The sequence below is a fragment of the Devosia sp. XK-2 genome (assembly GCF_037113415.1).
Classification (GTDB): Bacteria; Pseudomonadota; Alphaproteobacteria; order Rhizobiales; family Devosiaceae; genus Devosia.
Map to the genome: position 1 here is coordinate 2,069,449 of NZ_CP146608.1, position 21,702 is coordinate 2,091,150.

The following is a 21,702-nucleotide window of genomic DNA, read 5'->3' on the forward strand; positions in this document are numbered from 1 at the left end:
GGCAGCGTGCGCCAAACCGTAAAGACGGTTAATCGGCGACTACAAATCCGGGCGAAGCTTCGGAAATTTCCCAAGACCGCGCTCAGCCAAAATTGGCCAGCACCGGGAATGTCTCGAGGAACCAATAGGAAATGCGGGTGAAATTGCCGGTGAGGAACAGGAGGCCGGTAATGACCAACAGGCCACCCATGATCTTCTCTACCGTGCCCAGGTGCTTCTTGAAGCCGTTGAAGAAAGTGAGGAAGGGCCCCACGGCAATGCCGGCCAGGAAGAACGGAATACCCAGGCCCAGTGAATAAAGGCCAAGAAGCGACGCGCCTTCCCATGCGGTATCGCGGCTGGCGGCAACCGAAAGAATAGCCGCGAGCACCGGGCCGATGCAGGGCGTCCAGCCAATGGCAAAGGCGAGACCCAAAAGGAAGCCGCCCATGGGCCCGGAGGCCACGCCAGGGCCATTGTGGCGCAATTGCCGATCGAGAATGCCGATGCGGAAAATGCCAAGGAAATGCAGGCCCATGGCAATGATGACGAGGCCCGCAATGGGGGTGAGGACCGGCAGGAGCTGGCGGAACAGCTGGCCAAAGGCGGTGGCGGTGGCGCCCAGCGCGATGAAGACGACGGAAAAGCCGAGAATGAAGAAGATCGAGGTCAAGGCGACCCGGCCGGTCAATTGGCCCGGCGAACCGGACACGGCCTCGGCACGCAACTGATCGTAGCTCGCCCCGCTCATATAGGTGAGATAGGGCGGCACCAGCGGCAGCACGCAGGGGCTGAGAAAGCTCAGCACCCCGGCGCCGATCACCAGAGGCAGGGAAAATTCCACGTTTCGACGCTCCGTTTGTCGCGCCCTTGTTTAGCGCCATGACACATAAAGGCAATGAGCCGCCTCGTCGCATCGCGGGGACGTGATGGCCCGGGTCTATTGCTTGCGTGCGAACATGAGATGGGTGACGCCGCTCGGCGCAGTCACCGATTCGATGGTGTAATCCTGCTCGATCCTCTCCAGCCCGTCCCACAGACGCACGCCGCGGCCGAGCAGGATGGGCACCACCACGATATGCATGTGATCGACCAGGCCGGCCCTGACATAATCGCGGATCATGCTGGCGCCACCACCCAGGCGAATATCCTGATCGCCCGCCAGCCTGCGCGCCTCGGCCACGACCTGGGCGGGAGCGGCATCGGAAAAATGGAAGGTAGTGCCCCCCTCCATCTCGATGGAGGGTCGCAAATGGTGGGTAAGCACGAGGACCGGGGTGTGAAAGGGCGGATTGGGGCCCCACCAGCCCTTCCAATCCGGATCCTCATGCCAGCCCGGATAGCCGAACTTGCCCGCGCCCATGATTTCGACACCGATGCCGGGGCTGAACAGGCGCAGCAGCGCATCGTCGATGCCGGCGCTGCCCCGGCTGCGCCCGAACATGTCGCCGCCCCATTGGGTGGCGAACATCCATTCATGCAGGCGCTCGCCGGCATGCCCGAAGGGCGCCTCCCGGCTCAGGCCCTCGCCCGTGCCGAATCCATCCAGTGAAACCGAAAAACTCTGAACGCAAACCCTGGACATTGTGCATCTCCCCGATTGTGTCTGCCTCGCTCTGACGACGAACCATGTGGAGGCTTTTCGACAAGGCATGCCGAAGGTCCGCCCGGCCTCGCGGTTGTGAGGAAAAGAGCGGAGTCCCGAGACGGCTGCCGTCCCTGAAACTAAAAACTGAGACGAAAGCCGCCTCGGGAACGCCCGCCATTCGCGCATAGCGCTCAAGGCTTTCTTGCCTGGCCCGGCTCCACTGGAGCCGCGCCTTCGCTCCCGCGAACCGTCTGCGAAGTTTCTCGTTAGAGGGTAACTTGGGAGGCTGTCCGGCGCGGCCGCCCTAAGGCACCCGCTTTCAGCTGCCTGTCTTGCGACGAGCAGCAGGCTCGAACTCTCACCGACCGACCCCAGACCATGGCTGCACGCGACTGCCCCATGCCCGGCTTTCCCTCCTCGGCCATTCGCGCACAGCGCGAAGTTGGTCGCTGCAGGCCGCCCTGTCGCGAGAGGAATGAGGGGAGTGTACGGCAGGTTTTTGGGGCAGGGATAAGAGGGATAGGTGCTTTTGTGAAGGGGATACCCCCACCCAGCCTCCCTCTGATAGGCATGGCTCGGGGAGACGAGGATAATTTTCTCTTTCTACGGCGATTTCTCGCGGGCATGAGTGCGATTTTCTGCTGGTTGGTTTGTGCGGGAACGCACCGGCCCCTAGCTTGGCGGCCAGAGGTGCATAATGAAGATCGTTGAAACTGAAGACCTTTGGGTTCTGAGCCACCACCGCCATTTGTCAATTGCTCAGGTAAAGGCGGCGGCGGCCGAAATATGTCCGCAGATTGACGCAGAGATTGCCGCGGCCGCAATGACCATTGCCGGGCCCTGGCTGTTCGTCGCCCATAATCTGCCCAAAGACGGCAAGACGCTCTTTGAATGGCGGTGTTGCCGGCCGGTGATCAAGCCTGACCGCTATGAAGGCGCCTTTGAGCTCTTGCATCTCAAGCCGATAATGGCGGCGGCCCATATTCATCAAGGACCGATGCGCACGCTCTTCAGCCAGGGCTATGCGCCGCTGGTAAAGGCGATTGAATCCTCCCGGCACGCTTTTTCCGGCGAGAGCCGGGAGATCTATCACCACTATGATGGACCGAAAGCGGGGTATCACAGAATCGAAATTCAGTTTGGATTGAGCTATTAGCCAAGGGCCTGACCCGCACCCTCCCCCAAAAAATCTCGCGCCGGATGTCGAAATCGGGCACCGTCATTCGTTGCATAATCAGCCAGGCCATGCTCCTGGGCCGAACAGCAATGAGGACCCTTCTATGCGCTATTTCATGAGCATCATTCCGCCCGCCGACCTGAAGCCGGAGGACGTTTCGCAGGGCCTGATGGATGCCATGGGGCCGTGGATGGAAAAATGTCTCAAGGATGGGACGCTGATTTCGACGGGCGGTCTCAAGCCTGCTGAAGAGGGACGACGGCTGATGAACAGCGCCGGCGAGATCGTGGTGACGGACGGGCCCTATGCCGAGGCCAAGGAAGTGCTCGGCGGCTATGCCGTGTTCGAGGCACCCGACATGGCAGCGGCAGAGAAACTGGCCGGCGAGTTCATGCAGATGCATATCGACAATGGCATACCCGAACTGGTGCTGGAGCTGCGCGAAATCGCCGGCGGCGCCAATTACTAAAGCGTCATCTGAGCACCGGGCTGCCCTGGCGCGGTGTCTGAATGGTCCACGAGGCAGGCCTGATACCTGCCCGCCTTGACTTCACCCCAATTGGGGTAGAAGGTGTGCGCATACGTTTCTGCCCCTGTTGGCAAACTCGGCCTGCCGGCTCTGCCGGTCGCTTGGCTTTCCTGCTGAATTGCAAACGTTCTTAGGCTCCTGCTGCACAGTGCACGGGAGAAACCTGCTCGTTTGCTACGCTTCGAGCCAAACTGAAAGGCGCCAAAATGACCAACGGCACCGTAAAATTCTATAACGCAACCAAAGGCTTCGGCTTCATCTCGCCCGATGATGGCGGCAAGGACGCCTTCGTTCACGTCTCGGCGATTGAACGCTCCGGCCTGTCGAGCCTGTCGGACGGGCAGAAGGTCTCCTACGACCTTGAAAAGGGCCGCGACGGTCGCGAGTCCGCCATCAATCTCGTTCTGGCCTAAGCCGGACTGCCGCGGGGACGCCGCCCGGCGCCCCCGCGCAAAAACACGCCCAAAAGGAGCGCACATGCCGCACCGCTATAAAGTCGGGCAAATGCTGGAATTGCGTTCGGCACCCCGGCACAGCAACCGTCCCGCCGGCCCCTGCGAGGTGGTATCCTGCCTGCCCCATGACAAAGGTCCCGTGCTCTACCGGGTCAAATCCTGGGGCGAAAGCAATGAACGCGTTGTCGAAGAAGGCGATCTCTCGCCCAGCACCGTTGTCAAAACGGTGTTCAGCGACACAGCCAGCGTTTTCAATATCGCCGTCAGCAAGCGGTGATGCCGGGCCCCGACTGGTCCCTGCCCGCAGAACTTTACGCCGGCATTAGTTCGTTTCGTGGGCGCAATGCCCGCTATTTGAGATTTCCGACGGCCGCCGAGGCCGTTCGCTACGCCATTGAAGACATGTCCGACGCAAGCCTGCGCGGCGTTTCCATCGAAAGTGGCGACAACCGATATGAGGGCAGCCAAATCCGCGCGCTTTATGAAGCAGCGGACTTTCCCCTCAAGCGCGTGACGCGCTGAACCCCGGCCCGTGGCCGGCAGAAAGACAATAAATGAACATCGATATTTTGAACGCGCCGGGGAAACTCTTCCTCGGCAGTACCGCCGCTTCGGCACGCGCCGCCGGCGCCCGCCAATTCAACTCCGCCGCCAGGGCCATACGCTTTGCCATGGAACAGGCCGCACCGGTGAGCCTCCGCGGCGCCCAGCTCTGCGTGGGTGGCCGCCGCTATAGCGGACGCCAGATTGCCCATCTCCATCAGAAAATGCACGATATCGGCCAGGCCCGCAGGCCCGGCCGGTAGTAGGGAAATTTAGCGGCCGCCGGCCCGTGCCGGGCGCTTGGGGCCGGCAATCAGACCTTCGCGAATAGCCTGCTTGCGCGCCAGCTTGCGGCTGCGGCGAACGGCTTCGGCAGACTTGCGGTTCCGCATTTCGGAGGGCTTTTCGTAATATTTCCGGAGCTTCATCTCACGGAACACACCTTCACGCTGAAGGCGCTTTTTCAGGACCCTGAGGGCCTGGTCGACATTGTTGTCGCGGACTTGAACTTGCAAAAACTATCCTAACTTGGGGTTTGAGCCTCGTTTGCATGGAGGGGAAAGGATGGCCGAACGGCAATCCGGGGGGTGGGTAACATCATTTGCCCGGAAACCCAAATCGGGGTGTGGACAGCGCCCCGCCCTTGCCCAAAGCCCGCTTGCGCGCTAGAGCAGCGCCGAACCCTCCCCCATCGAGGTGCCCATGACCGTGACCCGTCCGCTGCGCATTGCGCCATCCATTCTCTCGGCCGACTTCGCGCGGCTGGGTGAGGAGGTGAAGGCGATTGCCGATGGCGGCGCGGATTACATCCACGTCGATGTGATGGATGGGCATTTCGTGCCCAATATCTCCTTCGGCGCGCCGGTGATGAAAGCGGTGCGCGGGGTGACCGGCAAGGTCTTCGACGTGCACCTGATGATCGCCCCAGCGGACCCTTATCTGGCGGACTTTGCCAAGGGTGGCGCCGATATCATCACTGTTCATGCCGAAGCCGGACCGCATCTGCACCGCTCGCTGCAGGCGATCCGCGCGCTGGGCAAGAAGGCCGGCGTGGCGCTTAATCCGGCAACGCCGGTTTCGGTCATCCAGCATGTGATCGACGATTGTGACCTGGTGCTGGTGATGAGCGTCAATCCCGGCTTTGGCGGGCAGAGTTTTATTCCTGAAAGCCTCAATAAGATCGCGCAGGCCAAAGCGCTGATCGGCGAACGAGATATCGATCTTGAAGTCGATGGCGGCGTAACCGCCGACAATGCCCGCGAGATCGTGCGTGCCGGGGCCAATGTGCTGGTGGCCGGCTCAGCGATTTATGCGGGCAATGACCCGAAAACCTATGCCGGGCGGATCAAGGCGATCCGCGATGCGGCAACGGGGATGGTGGTTTAGAGCGCGGCTTTGCGCGCGTCGCCCCACCCCACCCTTAGTCCCTCCACATCGAGGGAAGGGAGACGATGAACACCGGCGCTGGTGCTGGCGCCTCCCTCCCCCTTGTGGGGAGGGAATGAGGGTGGGGGTAACTCTGCCGAACTCTGAATCAAACTCTGACTTACCAAGGCTAAACCCATGATTCCGCGCTATTCCCGTCCCGAAATGGTTGCCAATTGGTCGGCCGAAAGCCGCTTTGCCATCTGGTTCGAGATCGAGGCGCATGCCACCAGCAAACTGGCGGAACTGGGCGTGGTGCCCAAGGAGAGCGCCGACAATATCTGGGACGTGATGAATGCGCGCAAGGTCGCGCGCGGCGATTATGGCTTCGATGTCGCGCGGATCGACGAAATCGAACGCACCACCAAGCATGACGTGATCGCCTTTTTGACGCATCTGTCGGAGATCGTCGGCCCCGATGCCCGCTTCGTCCACCAGGGCATGACAAGCTCGGACATTCTGGACACGACCCTGTCGGTGCAATTGAAAAATGCTGCTGACATTCTGCTCACCGATATCGATGCGCTGCTGGCTGCGCTGAAGCGCCGGGCGATGGAACACAAGAATACCATCACCATCGGCCGCAGCCACGGTATTCATGCCGAGCCGACAACCTTTGGCGTGAAGCTGGCCGAGGCCTATGCCGAATTCACCCGCAACCGCGCCCGCCTGGTCGCGGCGCGGGACGAGATCGCCACGGCTGCCATTTCCGGCGCCATCGGCACCTTCGCCAATATCGATCCCTCGGTGGAAGAATATGTGGCCGAAAAGCTAGGCCTCTCCATCGAGCCGGTCTCAACGCAGGTGATCCCGCGCGACCGCCACGCCATGTTCTTTGCCACGCTCGGCGTCATCGCCTCGTCGATCGAGCGCCTCGCGGTGGAAATCCGCCATTTGCAGCGCACCGAAGTGCTCGAAGCCGAGGAGTTCTTCTCCCCCGGCCAGAAGGGCTCGTCGGCCATGCCCCATAAGCGCAACCCGGTTCTGACTGAAAACCTCACCGGCCTCGCGCGTCTCGTACGCGGCATGGTGACCCCAGCGCTGGAAAATGTGGCGCTCTGGCACGAGCGCGATATTTCGCACTCCTCTGTCGAACGCATGATCGGGCCGGATGCCACAGTGACGCTCGACTTCGCGCTGGCGCGGCTGACGGGGGTGATCGACAAGCTGGTGGTCTATCCCGAAAACATGCGTAAGAACCTCGATCTCCTGGGCGGACTGCACAATTCGCAGCGCGTGCTGCTGGCCCTGACCCAGGCCGGCTATAGCCGCGAGGACTCTTATGCCGCTGTGCAGCGCAATGCCATGAAGGTCTGGGAACATCGCGGGGATCGCGCGGGCTTGTTCGCGCAGAACCTCAAGGACGACCCGGAAGTGACTCTGAGCGATGCACAAATCGACGCCATGTTCGATGACGGCTATCACCTCAAGCATGTCGACACGATCTTCGCCCGGGTATTTGGCGAGGCCTGATGAGCGACATCGTCTATGCTGAAGAGCCGGCGCTCAGCGCCCAGGACTATATCGCCATTATCGGCTCGACCTACATGGCCGAACGGCGGCCGGTGGGTAACCCTGACCGCATCGGCCGCATGCTGGCCGGCTCGGGCGTGATCGTAACGGCGCGCGATGCGGGGCGGATCGTGGGCCTGCTGCGCGGCATTTCGGATGGTGAATGGGTCTGCTATGTCGCCGACCTTGCCGTTGCCGCCGGGCAGCAGGGCAAGGGCATCGGCACCGGCCTACTGCACACCTGCCGCACAATCCTGGGTCCAGGTATGGGAATTGTTCTGATCGCCTACCCCGAGGCGGTCGACTACTATCGGAAAATCGGCATGGGCGAGATGCAGGGTTTCTATTTCGATCGCGAGGTCCGCACATGAGAATTGCCGACGCCGACATTCTGATCCTGCCGGGCCTGGGCAATTCGGGCGAAGGTCATTGGCAATTGCGCTGGGCCGAGAAAATGTCGACCGCCGCCATTGTCGAACAGGCCGAATGGGACGATCCCGATCCGGAGGACTGGACCGATACCATCGTCAAAGCCGTGGAACTGGCCGAGCGGCCAGTGGTGCTGGTGGCCCATTCGCTGGCCTGCATCGCGCTGGTGCAGGCTGCCGGTCGCTTCCCCGAGGGCAAGGTCAAGGGCGCGCTTCTGGTGTCGCCGCCCGATATCGAGGGCAATAAGGACGTGCCCGAGGAGGCACGTGCCTTTGGCCTGGTACCCCGCGATCCCCTGCCCTTTCCTTCGCTACTGGTGATTTCCGACAGCGATCCCTATTGCTCGCTTGAGGCGGCGGCAGACTATGCGGGCGCATGGGGCTCGGATTTTCACCAGGCGGGCAATGCCGGCCATATCAATGTCCATTCAGGACACGGGCCCTGGCCCGAAGGGCTGCTGATGTTCACCCGGTTGATGCAGCGGCTGTGATGGATAGCTATGCAATTGTGCCGGAAGTCCCCGGCATCGAGGACTATCTGCGTCTGCGCGTTGCGGCCGGCCTCAGCCCCAAAACGCGCGAGCAGGCGGAAAAGGGCCTGCCCAATAGCTGGTTCGGCGTCAGCGTGGTCCAGGGCGGCGCAACTATCGGCATGGGGCGCGTGATCGGCGACGGCGGCACCGCGTTCCAGATCGTCGATATAGCGCTCGAACCGGCCCATCACGGCAAGGGGCTGGGCAAGGCCATCATGCAGGCGCTCATGGACCGGCTCAATGCCGAGGCACCGCAAGGCGCCTATGTGAGCCTGATCGCCGATGGCGACGCCAAACATCTCTATGCCAAATACGGTTTCGAGCCGGTAATGCCGGCCTCGATCGGCATGGCGATGTGGGTGAGGCGAGGCTAGGGATGCGATTGATCCCGGGGCCCGTGCAGCACGCGTCCGATGAGCACGATATCGCTCTCGACCCGATACCCTCAGCGATGGTCTGCCGGATCAGACGCCGCTTTTCCTCAGGCGGCAAAGCGTCAAACTGCGCGCGCTGCTCCGCCGTCGGGGCGGTCCAGGGATAGACATCAACGCTGATCGTCTCGGGGGTGTCCATTAGGCCACTTTGCCACACGTGCCCAAACGGTCCAATCCAGCAAAAAGCCCCGCCGGTGATCCGACGGGGCCGTGCAGATTTTGGATGGAGCGGGCCTTACCCCTCGGCGGCAATCTGCTCGCTGGCAACGGCGATCAGGCTCAGCATCTTTTCACGAATCACAGCCTCCGTGATCGAAACGCCCTTGGCCTTGAGGTCGCCCGAGACTTTGCGGAACACGTCTTCGTCGCCCGCTTCCTGGAAATCGGAGGCGACCACTTCGGCGGCATAGGTCTTGGCGGCCTCGGCCTCGAGACCCATCAGCTCGGCCGCCCACAGGCCCAGGAGCTTGTTGCGGCGCGCTTCGGCCCTGAACTTCTTTTCCGCATCAAATGCGAACTTGGCTTCCTGGCCCTTTTTGCGTTCGTCGAACCCGCTCATGGTCTCTCCCGTTCTCTCTATCTACCGCCCCAGCGGCTATTGCCCTTGGACATAGGCGGTTCAGCCAAGCAAATCAACGGCGCTCGCATCCCTGCGACCCCATGCCCCGCGCCGGGGTGAAGCGACGAAAGCCCTTGCTTTTTGATACCATTCTGGCGCATGAAGCGGCCCATTCCACCCATCCTCTCACAAGCAGCGGATTCGTTCATGAACCGTCGACGCAAAATCTATGAAGGCAAGGCCAAGATCCTGTTCGAAGGACCCGAGCCGGGCACGCTCGTGCAGTACTTCAAGGACGATGCCACCGCCGGCAACGGCGCCAAGCATGAAGTGATCGACGGCAAGGGCGTGCTGAACAACCGCATCAGCGAATTCATCTTCTCCAAGCTCAACGATCTGGGCATCCCGACCCACTTCATCCGTCGCGTCAATATGCGCGAGCAGTTGATCAAGGAAGTCGAGATCATCCCGCTCGAAGTGATCGTGCGCAATGTGGCGGCCGGTTCGCTTGCCAAGCGTCTGGGCCTCGAGCCCGGGACGCGCCTGCCCCGCTCGATCATCGAATTCTGCTACAAGGACGACGCCCTGGGCGATCCGATGGTATCGGAAGAGCATATCACCGCCTTCGGCTGGGCGACCCCGGCCGAGCTCGACGACATTATGAGCCTTGCGGTCCGCATCAACGACTTCCTCACGGGCCTGTTCATGGGCGTGGGCATTCAGCTCGTCGACTTCAAGATCGAGTGCGGCCGCCTTTATGAAGGCGACCTGATGCGCATTGTCCTGGCTGACGAGATCAGCCCCGACAACTGCCGCCTGTGGGACATCAAGACCCGCACCAAGATGGACAAGGACCGCTTCCGCGAGGGCCTTGGCGGGCTGGTCGAAAATTATCGCGAGGTCGCTCAGCGCCTCGGCATTCTGGTTGAGAACGACAATGCGCTGACCACTGGTCCGCGTCTTGTGCAGTAATTCGGAGAACGCCTCATGAAAGCGCGCGTTATCGTCACGCTCAAGAACGGCGTTCTCGACCCCCAAGGCCAGGCCATTGAGGGTTCGCTGGCGAGCCTGGGCTTTGCTGGTGTGGCCGGTGTCAGGCAGGGAAAGGTCTTTGATCTCGAAGTGCCGGGAACCGATGAGGACGCAGCGCGTTCACAGATCAAACAGATGTGTGAAAAGCTTCTCGCCAACACCGTGATCGAAAACTACGCGATCGAAATCTCACATTAACGCCTCACGGCTATAACTTTAAATCGCGCCTTTTCCCGGCGCAGGATCGTATGACTATGCGCAAGACCCAGATCGCCCTCACCGTCATGTTCTTCTCTTCGCTCGGCCTGCTTTTTGCGGCCTACGCGTCAGTGCCGGTCTGAAATATTGCGACCGGGACTTTATCGGCCCCGCTTTTATACCTGACATCTATGCTGTGATGACCATTTGTTAAGCCGGAAACGGCTAGCTTCGGGCACGTCTATTGTGACACGAAGTAGAACAGCTTGGTTTCATTTTCGCGCTATCTGCTGACCGCTGGAACGGCCACGATCGTGGACGTGACACTGGTGCAATTGTGCCTGCAGTTCGGTCTGGGCTATGGCCAAGCCATGCTCGCGCTGGCCATTGCCGTGGGCGCGGCGGCGGGCACGATGGTCAATTTCCTGCTCTCGCGCCGCTTTGTGTTTCGCCCCGACGGGCGCCAACCGCATGAACAGTTCGCTACTTTCCTCACCATATCGCTGACGACCGCCCTTTTGCGCATGGTGCTGGCCTATGGCCTGGTCGCCATTCTGGCGCTTCCCGCCTTCGCCATGCTGCTCACCCTGCCGGTCCCCGCACCGGCCGAGCGGATCGCCCATCTCGGCGCCGTTGGCCTGGTGACTATCTATTCCTTTCTTGCGCATCGCCATTTTTCCTTTGCCGGAGGGCTGCGCAATCGCCTGTTCACCCGAACCACCACGGTGTCCTGATGCATGTAGAAACGCTGGTGATAGGCGCCGGGCCCGCCGGACTGACCACAGCCTATGAACTGACTAAGGCAGGCCGCAGCGTCGCCATTGTCGAGCGCGACCCCGCCTATGTGGGCGGCATTTCACGCACGGTGAACTACAGGGGCTACCGCTTCGACATTGGCGGGCATCGTTTCTTTTCCAAAAGCGCCGAGGTCGAGGCCTGGTGGACCGAAATCATGGGCGATGAAATGCTGCATCGCCCGCGCTCGAGCCGCATCTATTACAATGGCAAGCTGTTCGACTATCCGCTGCGCGCCATGGATGCGCTGACCAAGCTGGGTCCGATCGAGGCGCTGCGCTGCGTACTATCCTATGGCTGGGCCAAGCTGCGGCCCTATCCCAATGCCGTCAGCTTCGAGCAATGGGTAGTCAACAATTTCGGCCGTCGGCTGTTCGAGATCTTCTTCAAGACCTATACCGAAAAGGTCTGGGGCATGGATTGCGGCGAGATTTCCGCCGACTGGGCGGCCCAGCGCATCAAGGGCCTCAACCTCTACCAGGCCATTATCCAGAGCTTCGGTCCGGGCAAAACACCCGGCTCGCGCGACGAGGTCATCAAGACCCTGATCAATTCTTTCCGCTATCCCCGCCTTGGTCCCGGCCAGATGTGGGAGCGCGCGCGGGATCGGGTCGTCGAACAAGGCGGCACGGTGATGATGGGTTCGACCATCACCGCCCTCACCCAGCACGAACAGACCGGTCAATGGGTCGCCATTGTCACGGATGCAAACGGACACGAAACCAAGGTGACCGCCGATCATCTCGTGTCCACTGCCGCCATCAATGAACTGGTGCGCATGCTGGGTGCCGACAGCGATCCGGCCATTGCGGCAGCTACAGCCGGCCTGCGCTATCGCGACTTCCTGATTGTCGGGCTGATCCTGCGCGGCAAGGAAAGCTTTGACGACAACTGGATCTATATCCACGACCCCAGCGTCAAGGTGGGGCGTATCCAGAACTTCAAGTCCTGGTCGCCCGATATGGTGCCGGACCCGAACACGGCCTGCTACGGCATGGAGTATTTCTGCAATGCGGGTGACGACACCTGGGACATGGAAGATGCCGATCTGATCGCGCGTGCCAAGGCCGAAATCGCCCAGTTGGGCCTGGCTCGGGCTGAGGACATTATCGACGGGTCGGTGGTGCGCCAGCCCAAGGCCTATCCGGTCTATAATGACTTCTACAAAATCCATGTCGACACCATTGCCGACGGCCTCGACAGCCGGTTCTCCAACCTGCATCTGGCGGGCCGCAATGGCATGCACAAATACAACAATCAGGACCATGCCATGATGACCGGCATGCTGACCGCCCGCAACATCTTGGCCGGCTATGGCGCCTATGATGTCTGGACGGTCAACGAGGACGCGGACTATCACGAGGGCGGCCATGCAGGCACTGACCGGATCGAAGAACGGCTCGTTCCGCGCCGCGTTGCCTGAACCGGGCGCAATAGGGCGCGGGCCGACGGGCCGGATTGAGACCATCGTGGTGGCGGCACTGCTGCTCGCCTATGCCATTGTCGAATTTGTGCTGACCCTGGGACACGGCCCCTGGCTCGATGAAGCGCAGGCCTGGCTGCAGGCCACCACGCTCAGCGGGCCGCTGGACGCCCTGATCCTTCCCGGCGAGGGACATCCGCCACTTTGGTACTGGCTGTTGCGCTTGTTGTCGCTGGGGCTCGATTTCAACCAGGCCCGATGGGTGACGCTGCCCATCGCCATCGCCAATGCCTATTTGCTGGCTCGTCTGCTGCGCGGACAAGTCCTGCCGCTGGCGATGATGTTGTTCTCATTTCCACTACTGCAATTCTGGGGCTATCACTTCAGGCCCTATGGCATTGTGCTGGCTTGCATGACCGGCGCCATGCTGCTGGACCGCGCCAATCGTCCGGCCGCCGGGACCTGGCTCCTGGCGCTTGCCTGCGGTTTCCACTTCTTTGCCGGCTTTCTTTTTGCCTTTTGGCTCGTCTGGCAATGGCAGAAGGGGACACGCATCAACATGCTGGCTGGTCCCGCGGTGCTGGCCTTGGTCTTTGGCGCCCTGGCTTTGATCTCCGGGCTCGGCAACCAGAGCGTTGGCGTGGCCGAAGGGGGGCTTGCCGAGGCGATTGTGCGCAATCTGGCCTGGATCGGCATGGTCGATGCCTTGCGCACCCCAATAACCGCCCTGGCGACACTGGCCCTGTTGGTCTTCGCCCTCCGCCGGACGCCCCTGATCCTGGCAACGCTGCTGGCGCTCATCGCCCTGTTCTCGGTAGCGACGGCCGCCGTCTATGGCAAATATCTCTGGCACGCCGCCTTCATGACCATGCTGTGCTTCATGGCCTTCGCCCTGACGGGGTTTGAAAAGCGCAAGGACCTGCTTTTTGCCCTGTTGATGACGCCTCAGGTCGTTTTCGGCCTGGTGGCGGTTCACCACCGGCTGACCAATCCGGCCTGGCAACAGCCCGATCTATATGCCGTGATTGCCCGAGATGCCGGAGAGGCCTTCTCGCCCGAAAAACGATTGGTGGCCTGGCCAGACCTGGCCGGGGTGACAATGGCGGCCGAGCATAATGTCTGGCTGATCAACGGCAATGGCGGCCAGGCTCTCGGTCCCGTGCAATGGCGGACACGCCAGGAAGAGAGGATCGACCCGGTGCTGCGCGACCTGCCCGTTCCCTATTGGCTCGTCTGCGGCGATTGCCGGCCGGTGCTGGGCTTTCTCGATCAGAATGGCCGAAGCGCCCATTTTCTCGCCGATGCGCAAAATGTCGATAATGGCCACTTCTACGCGTTCCGGATTGAATAGCCCGCCTTAGGGCAATGCTTACCAAGCCGCGCATTTCTGCCCCGGCGAGAGTGGATCTTAACGCGGCCGGATAAGTCCTGCGCTAACTTGCGCCGCGTAAAGCGGAGGCGAGAATGATGGCAAGCGGCAAGGCGCGGCTCGACTGGGTGGACATGGCCAAGGGCCTATCCATTTTTCTCGTGGTGACCATGTATTGCGCGGCCAGCGTGGGGGAAGATACCGGGCAGACCGGCTTCCTGCACTGGACTATTGCGTTCGCCATGCCCTTCCGCATGCCCGAATTCTTCTTGCTGTCCGGACTTTTTCTCAACCAGGTGATCGAGCGCCCCTGGAAGGCCTATGCCGATCGCCGGGTGGTGCACTACGCCTATTTCTACGCGCTTTGGGCGCTCATCCATATCCTGTTCAAGCAAGCGCTGATCGCTCGTGACCCAAGCGGCGCCGCGGCCTGGCTGGCGCTGGCCATTATCGAGCCCTATGGTGTGCTCTGGTTCATCTATATGCTGGCGGTCTTCGGCCTCGTCGCCAAATTTCTGCGCGAGATCAAAGCGCCGCACTGGGGTGTGCTTGCCGTGGCGGCCGTGCTGCAAATGGCCAGCATTCACACGGGCAGCTATCTGGTCGATCAGTTCGCCGAATATTTCGTCTATTTTTATGCCGGGGCCTTCTTCGCGCCGCGCCTGTTTGCGCTGGCGGATTGGAGCGCGGCCAATGTGATGCCGGCAATGGCTGTGCTGGCCGCCTGGGCCGCGATCAACGCCGTAATGGTGTTCTCGCCCGGCTTCCGGCTCGATCCGGTGCATATCGTGATGGGTTGGGGCGCCCTGCCCGGACTGCACCTGATCCTCGCACTGGCCGGTGCCACCGCTATCTGTATGGGCGCCGCACTCCTGGCGCGCCTGCCCGCCATGGACTGGCTGCGCTGGATGGGTTCAAAATCGCTGGTGGTCTACGTAGCCTTCGTGCTGCCCATGGGCATCGCCCGCACGATTTTGCTGGCGCTGGGGGTGGAGGAGCCAAATCTGCTCAGCCTATTGACCATGGCCGTTGCCATCGGCTCGCCGCTGATCCTGTGGTGGATCATCCAGAAAATCGGCTTCGGCAAATTCCTGTTCGAGCGGCCGGCCTGGGCGCATCTGCCCGGTACCGGGCACCCGGCCGAGCCGCGCACGGCGCCGGCGGAATAAGAAAAGGCCGGTTCGGCGCCGGCCCATTTTCTCGATTAGTCGTCTGGAGCATTTCACCGTTTCCCTGAAAACGCCGAAATCGCTCTGTCGCTTTGTATTGTCGCCTCAGTCGGGTGCTTTGAAGATCGACGGCACGATGGGGCGCACGCGCGGCAGCTTGACCGGCCTGGTTTGCGGCTTCATATCGCTCGCTAAATGCGGCTTGCCGTCCGTGCCGCGAATGGTCATTGGCTTGGTGCCAGGCGACGGCGTTTGTGTCTGCATCACGGTTCCTCCCGATATTGCTATCGATCCAACGCCAAATATGCGGCGAAGTTCCACTTTTGCGTCACATTCGCCTTGCATTTGGGCCGCGCAAACGCAGAGCCTCTTGCCTTTTCGGGCAAGACTCACCACAAGGGCCTCGCGCACCCCTGACAGCAGAAGGATCGACCGATGAAGGCCGCCGTCATCGTGTTTCCGGGCCTCAATCGTGACCGCGACATGATCGCGGCGCTGAGCAAGATCGGCGGCGAAAAGCCGGCCGTAGTCTGGCATCAGGACGCCGACATTCCCGATGCTGACCTGATCGTCATTCCCGGCGGCTTCTCCTATGGCGATTATCTGCGTTGCGGCGCCATTGCTGCCCGCTCGCCCATCATGGACAAGCTGCGCGAACGCGCCGCCAGGGGCGTCAAGGTGCTGGGCGTGTGCAACGGCTTCCAGATCCTGATCGAAGCCGGGCTGTTGCCCGGCGCCCTGATGCGCAATACATCGCTCAAATTCGTCTGCCGCGAAGTCAAGCTCGAAGTGGTCAACGCGGACACCGACTTTACCCGCGGTTACACCAAGGGCCAGGTCATCCGCTGCCCGGTGGCCCATCACGACGGCAATTATTTCGCCGATGCCGAGACGCTCAAGCGCCTCGAAGGCGATGGCCGCGTGGCCTTCCGATATGCCGAGGGCACCAATCCCAACGGCTCGATCCACGACATTGCCGGCATTTTCAACGAGCAGAAAAACGTGCTCGGCCTGATGCCGCACCCGGAAAACCTGATCGAAAGCGCCCATGGCGGCGATGACGGCCGCGCCCTGTTCGCCGCCGCCCTCAAGCAGGTGGCGTAAGGGTGTTTCTCAGCGAGGCGGCAGTGGCGTTGCCCCACCCCACCCTCAATCCCTCCCCATCAAGGGGAGGGAGGCGCTGGGTCGCAGCCTCACTGTTCATCATCTCCCTCCCCCCTGTGGGGAGGGACCAAGGGTGGGGGTGTCAGGCGTGCTGAATGCCCCCCTCACCCTGGCAGGCCTCATTCTCGGGCTCGTGGCGCTCGGCCTGCAGTTTTCCATCTCGATTCCGGCCTATATGGGCAATGGCATGAGCCTGCCCGCGGCGCTCGTTCAGTTCTTCAGCTTTTTCACCATTCTGACCAATCTGACGATCGTACTGGTTTATCTATCGAGCTTGGCGGGCTGGAGCTGGTTGGGCTGGTTCCGCCGGCCGACAACGCGCGCCATGATGGTGGGCGTCATGGCGCTGGTGATGATTTTCTACCATGTGCTGTTGCGCCCGATCTGGCAGCCCGAAGGCCTGTTCCTGGTCTGTGACTATCTGCTGCATTACGCAGCGCCCGTTCTCTATATCATCTGGTGGGGCGTGACGCAGAAGCACGGCGCCGTCGACTATGCCGCTCTGCCCCGAATGCTGGTGCCGCCGCTGATCTACCTGGCCTATGTCATGGTGCGCGGCGCGTTGACCAATACCTATCCCTATCCCACGCTCAATGCCTTCGAACTGGGCTATGGGCAGGTTGCCATCAACGTCGTGATGGTGGCCATTGGCCTTTCCATTCTCTATCTCATCACCATCGGCATTGATCGCGCGCTGGCGCGGCGTCTGGCCACTTCCTGACCTCCTCCCGCAGGACCTTCTCGATGACTCTCCGCAACGACATCGCCATCACCCCCGACCTCGTCGCCAGCCATGGGCTGAAGCCGGACGAGTACCAGAAGATCCTCGACCTGATCGGACGGGAGCCAACCTATACCGAACTGGGTATTTTCTCGGCGATGTGGAACGAGCATTGCTCGTATAAAAGCTCGAAGAAATGGCTGCGCACCCTGCCCACCAAGGGGCCGCGCGTGATCCAGGGGCCGGGCGAAAATGCCGGCGTGGTCGATATCGGCGACGGGCAGGCCGTGGTCTTCAAGATGGAGTCCCACAACCACCCCAGCTATATCGAGCCTTATCAGGGCGCGGCGACCGGCGTTGGAGGCATTTTGCGCGATGTCTTCACCATGGGCGCGCGGCCGGTAGCGGCAATGAATGCGCTGCGTTTTGGTGCGCCGGACCATGAAAAGACTCGGCATCTGGTATCGGGCGTCGTGGCCGGCGTTGGCGGTTATGGCAACAGCTTCGGCGTGCCGACAGTGGGCGGCGAGGTCGAGTTCGACGCACGCTACAACGGCAATAACCTAGTCAATGCCTTTGCCGCAGGCCTGGCCGATACCGACAAGATTTTCTATTCCAAGGCCGAGGGCGTGGGCCTGCCCGTCGTCTATCTCGGTGCCAAGACCGGTCGCGATGGGGTCGGCGGCGCCACCATGGCCTCGGCCGAATTCGGTGACGATATCGAGGAAAAGCGTCCCACTGTTCAGGTTGGCGACCCCTTCACCGAAAAGCGCCTGCTTGAGGCCTGCCTTGAACTGATGCAGACCGGCGCCGTCATCGCTATTCAGGATATGGGCGCGGCGGGCCTGACTTGCTCTGCCGTCGAAATGGGGGCCAAGGGCGACCTTGGCATCGAGCTCGATCTCGACAAGGTGCCGGTGCGCGAGGAGCGCATGACCGCCTATGAAATGATGCTGAGCGAAAGCCAGGAGCGCATGCTCATGGTGCTGCATCCCGACAAGGAAGCGGTTGCCCGCAAGGTGTTCGAGAAGTGGGAACTCGATTTCGCCACCGTCGGCCACACCACCGATGACTTGCGGTTCCGCGTCATCTGGCAGGGCGATGAAGTCGCCAATCTGCCGATCAAGGAACTGGGCGACGAAGCGCCTGAATATGATCGCCCCTGGGTCGAACCCAAAGTGCCTGCCGCTTTGGCCAAGGACGATGTGCCGCAAATGGATGTGGCCGAGGCGCTGCTGGCACTGGTGGGCGGACATCAATGCTCGTCGCGCCGCTGGGTCTATGAGCAATATGACACCCTGATCCAGGGTAATTCCATGCAGCGCCCCGGCGGCGATGCCGGCGTGATCCGCGTTGAGGGCCACGAGAACAAGGGCTTGGCCTTCTCCTCGGACGTCAATCCGCGCTATTGCGAGGCCAATCCCTATGAAGGCGGCAAGCAGGCCGTGGCCGAATGCTGGCGCAACCTGACCGCGACCGGCGCCGAGCCATTGGCGGCAACCGACAACCTCAATTTCGGCAATCCCGAACGCCCCGAAATCATGGGCCAGTTCGTCAAGGCCATTGAAGGCATTGGCGAAGCTTGCCGCGTGCTGGATTTCCCGATCGTCTCAGGCAATGTGAGCCTTTACAACGAAACCAATGGCCGCGGCATTCTGCCGACCCCGACCATTGGCGGCGTGGGTCTGCTGCCCGAATGGAAACAAAGCGTCGGCATCGGCTTTGTCGCCGAAAACCAGCCCATCCTGCTCATTGGCGGTCCCGCCGAACGCGGCACACATCTGGGCCAGTCGGTCTATCTGCGCGATCTCTTCGACCGCCGCGATGGCGACGCCCCCCACGTTGACCTGGCGGCCGAGCGCAAGACCGGCGACTTCGTGCGCAAACTGATCCGCTCGGGTGTGGTCACCGCCTGTCACGACCTGTCCGATGGCGGGCTGGGCGTGGCGCTGGCCGAAATGGCCATTGCCGGTGAGATTGGCGCGACGGTAACCGATGTCGAGGGCCATGACCCGATCCTGACCTTCTTTGGCGAGGACCAGGGCCGTTACCTGGTGACGCTCAACCTCGACCCGCAGGGCGAGGAGATTGCCAAGCTCTGGAAAGAGGCCGAGACTCTGGGCATTTTCGCGCCCTGGATCGGCACGACCGGGGGTACGACACTGACATTGGGCGGGGCGGCACCGATTGCCATTGCCACGCTCAAGGCCACGCATGAAAGCTGGTTCCCCAGCTTTATGGAAGGCGAGCCGAGCCTTTAGGCGAGCCGCCATATGATCGCCGTTCTTTGGAGTGCTTTGCTATCTCCGGAACGGCGTTGTTAGGAGCAGATGATGAAGCACAATCTGGTTGCGGGCCTGGCCGCCGTGAGCCTTGTCTTGTCCCCGTCTCTGGCGGCGGCGCAGAGTGTCAATGTCGTGCGCTCCATCCTGCCCACCCTGCCCTATACCTTGATCTATCCCGACCCCATGGTGGCGAGCGGCGGCGGCGCCGATCCGCTGACGATCAATCATCCCGATGCGCCGCTGCAATGCGACCTGACCGTCGTGCCCGTGGTCAACACCGAATGGACCGCCGATACTGCCCTGGGGGTGCTGGACGACGCGGAAGTGGCGGCCTCATGGACCGATATCATGCCCGGCTTCACCATGGGCAGCAAAGGCACGACACAATATCAGGACGCCACAGCGCTGATCTATGACGGCACCAGCCCGGAATCGAGCATGGGTGTGCCGCTGACCGTGGTGCATACCGAAACGGTCGCCAATGGCCGCGGCTATGTGCTTGACTGTCTCTATGGTTCGGAACAGGCCGAGCAAATCCGCCCCATTGTCGATTTCATCATCGCCAATTTCGCCACGCGCTCGGATGCCGAATGCTGCATTGGCGCCGAGGTCGCTCCCGAACAAGAGACTGTTCCCAACCAATAGGACCGGTTGAAGCCGGTCTTTGTGCATGCCATATCAATGACATCGGCGCCGGCTCCGGCCGCGCCTGTTTTTTCGGTAGCGGGAGAGTGCACATGGCCATGGACGCAAGCGAAATCGAGCGCCGCATCAAGGCTGCCCTGCCCGATGCCCAGGTTGAAATCCGCGACCTTGCGGGTGATGGCGACCACTATGCCGCCACGGTGATTTCCGAACAGTTCCGCGGCAAGAGCCGCGTGCAGCAGCACCAATTGGTCTATGCGGCCCTGCAGGGCGATATGGGCGGCGCCCTACATGCCCTGGCATTGCAAACCAACGTTCCGGAATAAAAGCGCGTGTCGGGCCTTCGCGACTCGCTCGACCTGATCCGCATAGTGCGGCCCGAGGCCGGCACCGCAGCGCTCGAACACGAAATCCAGGCCGAACGGGCCAGTTCGCTCAGCGCCGCCGAAAGACGCGTAATCAAGGCCATTGCCGGGCTGAAGAACGGCGAGACGAACCGCGACTGGCTGGCCGAGGCCCGTCAGGCCGTCTGGGCCTATTTCGTGCAGCGCGAGCTGATCGGCTTTCGCAAGCATCATGAGGTCATTCGGGACCTTGGCATACCGGACGAAGTGCTGAACGGCTTGGGGGCCATGCCGGCCAAGGGACGATGAGCGCGGATCGCTGCCGTTTTTGCCGGGCCAATGGACTGCTTCTGGACGCCGCGATCGGCGAAACCGAACATTTTTACATCCTGCCCAGTGCCGACCCGGCCATGCCACTAGCGGCGATGGTCATTCCGCATCGGCACAGCGAAACGCCTTTCGAGATGACGGCCCATGAATGGGCCGATTTCCCCAATGCCCTTGGCGCGGCGCAGGCCCTGATGGTAGCGAACGAGCCGGACGGCTTCACCCTGGGCTGGAATGTCGGCGCTGTGGGCGGACAGAATGTGTTCCACACCCATCTCCACATCATCCCGCGTTTTGCCACCGAGCCGCTGGCCGGCAAGGGACTTCGCCACGCCTTCCGCAATGCGCATCTGCTCAAGGACGCGATATGACCCGTGCTGTTGTTTTCGACGTTGATGGAGTGCTGGTGCACGGATTTCATGCCCGGCCTGACCTGCGCGAAACTTTTGATGATCATATGCGCTCAATGGGCGTCGATCCGGAACGCTTCCAGACCGAGTTCATATTCGACATCTTCCTCAAAAAAGTCCTGGTCGGCGACATGCCGCTGATCGAAGCGCTCGACAAGCGCCTGCCCGGACTTGGCTATAGGGGATCACCTATGGCCTTTGCGCATTTCTGGCTCGGCCATGAGGGCCACCTGAACAAGGATCTCATCGATGCGATCCGCCAATTACAGCGGCGCGACGACATCAGGCTCTTCCTCGCCACCAACCAGGATCACATGAGAGCCCAATGGTTGTGGCAGACGCTCGGCCTCGGCGAAATTTTCGAGGATATTTTCTATTCGGCCCGCATCGGCATGACCAAGGCCCATAAGGGCTTCTTCGCCTTTGCCGACGAGCGCATGGGCTGCTTTGACGAACCGCCCCTCTTTTTCGACGATACGCAAAAGGTCATCGACGTGGCCCAATCGTCCGGCTGGGAGGCGGTGCTGTTCGACACCAATAGCCAATTCTTCGATCACCCCTGGGTGAAAGAGCGGCTCTAGCATTGCCGCCACCCTCGACAGCGCGCCGCTCCTATCCTATTTAAGGGCGAATTCAACCGGCCCTTGAACCCGGATTT

At 61.5% G+C, this 21,702-nt stretch carries 29 protein-coding genes; 24 read left to right on the forward strand and 5 right to left on the reverse strand.

Features of this window, described 5'->3' with window-relative positions; all coding sequences use genetic code 11:
* Positions 1-82 precede the first annotated feature (82 nt).
* Positions 83-823 carry a cytochrome c biogenesis protein CcdA gene (locus V8Z65_RS10085; RefSeq protein ID WP_338719604.1) on the reverse strand — a complete coding sequence of 247 codons (741 nt, stop codon included), beginning with the start codon at positions 821-823 and terminating at the stop codon, positions 83-85.
* Between the two features lie 96 nt (positions 824-919).
* On the reverse strand, positions 920-1,564 hold the full coding sequence (locus tag V8Z65_RS10090; protein WP_338719606.1) for a dihydrofolate reductase family protein: 645 nt from the start codon (positions 1,562-1,564) through the stop codon (positions 920-922).
* A 700-nt stretch (positions 1,565-2,264) separates the two neighbouring features.
* Here V8Z65_RS10090 and V8Z65_RS10095 point away from each other — a divergent pair.
* From V8Z65_RS10095 to V8Z65_RS10115, 5 genes are all read left to right on the forward strand, one after another.
* Positions 2,265-2,723 (forward strand): hypothetical protein, encoded by a 459-nt coding sequence (locus V8Z65_RS10095; protein ID WP_338719608.1) that lies wholly within the window; start codon positions 2,265-2,267, stop codon positions 2,721-2,723.
* A gap of 136 nt (positions 2,724-2,859) precedes the next feature.
* A complete protein-coding gene (locus V8Z65_RS10100) occupies positions 2,860-3,213 on the forward strand; it encodes a YciI family protein (protein WP_338719610.1) in 354 nt (117 codons plus the stop codon).
* A gap of 266 nt (positions 3,214-3,479) precedes the next feature.
* Positions 3,480-3,686 carry a cold-shock protein gene (locus V8Z65_RS10105; RefSeq protein WP_338719612.1) on the forward strand — a complete coding sequence of 69 codons (207 nt, stop codon included), beginning with the start codon at positions 3,480-3,482 and terminating at the stop codon, positions 3,684-3,686.
* Positions 3,687-3,750: 64 nt separating this feature from the next.
* Positions 3,751-4,005 carry a hypothetical protein gene (locus V8Z65_RS10110; protein ID WP_338719613.1) on the forward strand — a complete coding sequence of 85 codons (255 nt, stop codon included), beginning with the start codon at positions 3,751-3,753 and terminating at the stop codon, positions 4,003-4,005.
* A gap of 277 nt (positions 4,006-4,282) precedes the next feature.
* Positions 4,283-4,534 (forward strand): hypothetical protein, encoded by a 252-nt coding sequence (locus V8Z65_RS10115; RefSeq protein WP_338719615.1) that lies wholly within the window; start codon positions 4,283-4,285, stop codon positions 4,532-4,534.
* A gap of 9 nt (positions 4,535-4,543) precedes the next feature.
* Here the strand turns inward: V8Z65_RS10115 and rpsU are convergent, their stop codons facing one another.
* Positions 4,544-4,786 (reverse strand): 30S ribosomal protein S21, encoded by a 243-nt coding sequence (gene rpsU, locus V8Z65_RS10120; protein ID WP_338719617.1) that lies wholly within the window; start codon positions 4,784-4,786, stop codon positions 4,544-4,546.
* 187 nt (positions 4,787-4,973) lie between these two features.
* Here rpsU and rpe point away from each other — a divergent pair, with 187 nt between their 5' ends.
* The 5 genes from rpe to V8Z65_RS10145 all read left to right on the forward strand — a co-directional run bounded on the left by rpe (position 4,974) and on the right by V8Z65_RS10145 (position 8,543).
* Positions 4,974-5,657 carry a ribulose-phosphate 3-epimerase gene (rpe, locus tag V8Z65_RS10125; RefSeq protein WP_338719621.1) on the forward strand — a complete coding sequence of 228 codons (684 nt, stop codon included), beginning with the start codon at positions 4,974-4,976 and terminating at the stop codon, positions 5,655-5,657.
* 177 nt (positions 5,658-5,834) lie between these two features.
* Positions 5,835-7,169: an adenylosuccinate lyase gene (purB, locus tag V8Z65_RS10130; protein ID WP_338719623.1), complete on the forward strand. Its 1,335-nt coding sequence runs from the start codon at positions 5,835-5,837 to the stop codon at positions 7,167-7,169.
* Positions 7,169-7,579 (forward strand): GNAT family N-acetyltransferase, encoded by a 411-nt coding sequence (locus V8Z65_RS10135; RefSeq protein WP_338719625.1) that lies wholly within the window; start codon positions 7,169-7,171, stop codon positions 7,577-7,579. Before purB ends, V8Z65_RS10135 begins: the two co-directional genes overlap by 1 nt.
* Positions 7,576-8,127 carry an alpha/beta hydrolase gene (locus V8Z65_RS10140; RefSeq protein ID WP_338719627.1) on the forward strand — a complete coding sequence of 184 codons (552 nt, stop codon included), beginning with the start codon at positions 7,576-7,578 and terminating at the stop codon, positions 8,125-8,127. Before V8Z65_RS10135 ends, V8Z65_RS10140 begins: the two co-directional genes overlap by 4 nt.
* Positions 8,127-8,543 (forward strand): GNAT family N-acetyltransferase, encoded by a 417-nt coding sequence (locus V8Z65_RS10145; RefSeq protein WP_338719630.1) that lies wholly within the window; start codon positions 8,127-8,129, stop codon positions 8,541-8,543. Before V8Z65_RS10140 ends, V8Z65_RS10145 begins: the two co-directional genes overlap by 1 nt.
* A gap of 295 nt (positions 8,544-8,838) precedes the next feature.
* Here the strand turns inward: V8Z65_RS10145 and V8Z65_RS10150 are convergent, their stop codons facing one another.
* Positions 8,839-9,162, reverse strand: a complete 324-nt coding sequence (locus tag V8Z65_RS10150; RefSeq protein WP_338719632.1) for a DUF1476 domain-containing protein — start codon at positions 9,160-9,162, stop codon at positions 8,839-8,841.
* A gap of 207 nt (positions 9,163-9,369) precedes the next feature.
* On the opposite strand from V8Z65_RS10150, the gene purC reads away from it, so the two are divergent.
* The 6 genes from purC to V8Z65_RS10180 all read left to right on the forward strand — a co-directional run bounded on the left by purC (position 9,370) and on the right by V8Z65_RS10180 (position 15,148).
* Positions 9,370-10,134 carry a phosphoribosylaminoimidazolesuccinocarboxamide synthase gene (gene purC / locus V8Z65_RS10155; protein WP_338719634.1) on the forward strand — a complete coding sequence of 255 codons (765 nt, stop codon included), beginning with the start codon at positions 9,370-9,372 and terminating at the stop codon, positions 10,132-10,134.
* Positions 10,135-10,149: 15 nt separating this feature from the next.
* Positions 10,150-10,392: a phosphoribosylformylglycinamidine synthase subunit PurS gene (gene purS / locus V8Z65_RS10160; RefSeq protein WP_338719636.1), complete on the forward strand. Its 243-nt coding sequence runs from the start codon at positions 10,150-10,152 to the stop codon at positions 10,390-10,392.
* 266 nt (positions 10,393-10,658) lie between these two features.
* Positions 10,659-11,126, forward strand: a complete 468-nt coding sequence (locus V8Z65_RS10165; RefSeq protein WP_338719638.1) for a GtrA family protein — start codon at positions 10,659-10,661, stop codon at positions 11,124-11,126.
* On the forward strand, positions 11,126-12,610 hold the full coding sequence (locus tag V8Z65_RS10170; RefSeq protein WP_338719641.1) for an NAD(P)/FAD-dependent oxidoreductase: 1,485 nt from the start codon (positions 11,126-11,128) through the stop codon (positions 12,608-12,610). The genes V8Z65_RS10165 and V8Z65_RS10170 overlap by 1 nt, the downstream gene beginning before the upstream one ends.
* Complete coding sequence (locus V8Z65_RS10175; RefSeq protein WP_338719642.1) at positions 12,558-13,961, forward strand: hypothetical protein; 1,404 nt, start codon at positions 12,558-12,560, stop codon at positions 13,959-13,961. The genes V8Z65_RS10170 and V8Z65_RS10175 overlap by 53 nt, the downstream gene beginning before the upstream one ends.
* Before the next feature lie 113 nt (positions 13,962-14,074).
* Positions 14,075-15,148, forward strand: coding sequence for an acyltransferase family protein (locus V8Z65_RS10180; RefSeq protein WP_338719644.1), 1,074 nt, complete (start codon positions 14,075-14,077; stop codon positions 15,146-15,148).
* A 105-nt stretch (positions 15,149-15,253) separates the two neighbouring features.
* On the opposite strand, the gene V8Z65_RS10185 is transcribed toward V8Z65_RS10180, so the two are convergent.
* The gene (locus V8Z65_RS10185) at positions 15,254-15,376 is read right to left on the reverse strand and encodes a hypothetical protein (protein WP_338719646.1); all 123 of its coding nucleotides are present in this window, start codon (positions 15,374-15,376) and stop codon (positions 15,254-15,256) included.
* Positions 15,377-15,583: 207 nt separating this feature from the next.
* Between V8Z65_RS10185 and purQ the strand changes: the two genes are divergently transcribed.
* From purQ to V8Z65_RS10225, 8 genes are all read left to right on the forward strand, one after another.
* The gene (gene purQ, locus V8Z65_RS10190; RefSeq protein WP_338719649.1) at positions 15,584-16,252 is read left to right on the forward strand and encodes a phosphoribosylformylglycinamidine synthase subunit PurQ; all 669 of its coding nucleotides are present in this window, start codon (positions 15,584-15,586) and stop codon (positions 16,250-16,252) included.
* Between the two features lie 148 nt (positions 16,253-16,400).
* Positions 16,401-17,033, forward strand: a complete 633-nt coding sequence (locus V8Z65_RS10195; RefSeq protein WP_338719651.1) for a Pr6Pr family membrane protein — start codon at positions 16,401-16,403, stop codon at positions 17,031-17,033.
* A gap of 23 nt (positions 17,034-17,056) precedes the next feature.
* Positions 17,057-19,294: a phosphoribosylformylglycinamidine synthase subunit PurL gene (gene purL / locus V8Z65_RS10200; RefSeq protein WP_338719653.1), complete on the forward strand. Its 2,238-nt coding sequence runs from the start codon at positions 17,057-17,059 to the stop codon at positions 19,292-19,294.
* 72 nt (positions 19,295-19,366) lie between these two features.
* Entirely contained in the window at positions 19,367-19,963 is a 597-nt protein-coding gene (locus tag V8Z65_RS10205; protein ID WP_338719655.1) for a hypothetical protein, read from the forward strand.
* Positions 19,964-20,055: 92 nt separating this feature from the next.
* Positions 20,056-20,289, forward strand: a complete 234-nt coding sequence (locus V8Z65_RS10210; RefSeq protein ID WP_338719657.1) for a BolA family transcriptional regulator — start codon at positions 20,056-20,058, stop codon at positions 20,287-20,289.
* A gap of 6 nt (positions 20,290-20,295) precedes the next feature.
* A complete protein-coding gene (locus V8Z65_RS10215; protein ID WP_338719659.1) occupies positions 20,296-20,616 on the forward strand; it encodes a DUF6665 family protein in 321 nt (106 codons plus the stop codon).
* Positions 20,613-21,005 carry an HIT family protein gene (locus V8Z65_RS10220; protein ID WP_338719661.1) on the forward strand — a complete coding sequence of 131 codons (393 nt, stop codon included), beginning with the start codon at positions 20,613-20,615 and terminating at the stop codon, positions 21,003-21,005. Before V8Z65_RS10215 ends, V8Z65_RS10220 begins: the two co-directional genes overlap by 4 nt.
* Positions 21,002-21,625, forward strand: coding sequence for an HAD family hydrolase (locus V8Z65_RS10225; protein ID WP_338719663.1), 624 nt, complete (start codon positions 21,002-21,004; stop codon positions 21,623-21,625). The genes V8Z65_RS10220 and V8Z65_RS10225 overlap by 4 nt, the downstream gene beginning before the upstream one ends.
* Positions 21,626-21,702 lie beyond the last annotated feature (77 nt).

Excerpts from the sequence above, each read along its gene's own strand:
- V8Z65_RS10090 (WP_338719606.1), bottom strand. The coding sequence starts at position 1,564 with ATGTCCAGGGTTTGCGTTCAGAGTTTTTCGGTTTCACTGGATGGATTC.
- V8Z65_RS10095 (WP_338719608.1), top strand. The coding sequence starts at position 2,265 with ATGAAGATCGTTGAAACTGAAGACCTTTGGGTTCTGAGCCACCACCGC.
- V8Z65_RS10100 (WP_338719610.1), top strand. The coding sequence starts at position 2,860 with ATGAGCATCATTCCGCCCGCCGACCTGAAGCCGGAGGACGTTTCGCAG.
- V8Z65_RS10105 (WP_338719612.1), top strand. The coding sequence starts at position 3,480 with ATGACCAACGGCACCGTAAAATTCTATAACGCAACCAAAGGCTTCGGC.
- V8Z65_RS10110 (WP_338719613.1), top strand. The coding sequence starts at position 3,751 with ATGCCGCACCGCTATAAAGTCGGGCAAATGCTGGAATTGCGTTCGGCA.
- V8Z65_RS10115 (WP_338719615.1), top strand. The coding sequence starts at position 4,283 with ATGAACATCGATATTTTGAACGCGCCGGGGAAACTCTTCCTCGGCAGT.
- rpe (WP_338719621.1), top strand. The coding sequence starts at position 4,974 with ATGACCGTGACCCGTCCGCTGCGCATTGCGCCATCCATTCTCTCGGCC.
- purB (WP_338719623.1), top strand. The coding sequence starts at position 5,835 with ATGATTCCGCGCTATTCCCGTCCCGAAATGGTTGCCAATTGGTCGGCC.
- V8Z65_RS10135 (WP_338719625.1), top strand. The coding sequence starts at position 7,169 with ATGAGCGACATCGTCTATGCTGAAGAGCCGGCGCTCAGCGCCCAGGAC.
- V8Z65_RS10140 (WP_338719627.1), top strand. The coding sequence starts at position 7,576 with ATGAGAATTGCCGACGCCGACATTCTGATCCTGCCGGGCCTGGGCAAT.
- V8Z65_RS10145 (WP_338719630.1), top strand. The coding sequence starts at position 8,127 with ATGGATAGCTATGCAATTGTGCCGGAAGTCCCCGGCATCGAGGACTAT.
- V8Z65_RS10150 (WP_338719632.1), bottom strand. The coding sequence starts at position 9,162 with ATGAGCGGGTTCGACGAACGCAAAAAGGGCCAGGAAGCCAAGTTCGCA.
- purC (WP_338719634.1), top strand. The coding sequence starts at position 9,370 with ATGAACCGTCGACGCAAAATCTATGAAGGCAAGGCCAAGATCCTGTTC.
- purS (WP_338719636.1), top strand. The coding sequence starts at position 10,150 with ATGAAAGCGCGCGTTATCGTCACGCTCAAGAACGGCGTTCTCGACCCC.
- V8Z65_RS10170 (WP_338719641.1), top strand. The coding sequence starts at position 11,126 with ATGCATGTAGAAACGCTGGTGATAGGCGCCGGGCCCGCCGGACTGACC.
- V8Z65_RS10175 (WP_338719642.1), top strand. The coding sequence starts at position 12,558 with ATGCAGGCACTGACCGGATCGAAGAACGGCTCGTTCCGCGCCGCGTTG.
- V8Z65_RS10180 (WP_338719644.1), top strand. The coding sequence starts at position 14,075 with ATGATGGCAAGCGGCAAGGCGCGGCTCGACTGGGTGGACATGGCCAAG.
- V8Z65_RS10185 (WP_338719646.1), bottom strand. The coding sequence starts at position 15,376 with ATGACCATTCGCGGCACGGACGGCAAGCCGCATTTAGCGAGCGATATG.
- purQ (WP_338719649.1), top strand. The coding sequence starts at position 15,584 with ATGAAGGCCGCCGTCATCGTGTTTCCGGGCCTCAATCGTGACCGCGAC.
- purL (WP_338719653.1), top strand. The coding sequence starts at position 17,057 with ATGACTCTCCGCAACGACATCGCCATCACCCCCGACCTCGTCGCCAGC.
- V8Z65_RS10205 (WP_338719655.1), top strand. The coding sequence starts at position 19,367 with ATGAAGCACAATCTGGTTGCGGGCCTGGCCGCCGTGAGCCTTGTCTTG.
- V8Z65_RS10210 (WP_338719657.1), top strand. The coding sequence starts at position 20,056 with ATGGCCATGGACGCAAGCGAAATCGAGCGCCGCATCAAGGCTGCCCTG.
- V8Z65_RS10220 (WP_338719661.1), top strand. The coding sequence starts at position 20,613 with ATGAGCGCGGATCGCTGCCGTTTTTGCCGGGCCAATGGACTGCTTCTG.
- V8Z65_RS10225 (WP_338719663.1), top strand. The coding sequence starts at position 21,002 with ATGACCCGTGCTGTTGTTTTCGACGTTGATGGAGTGCTGGTGCACGGA.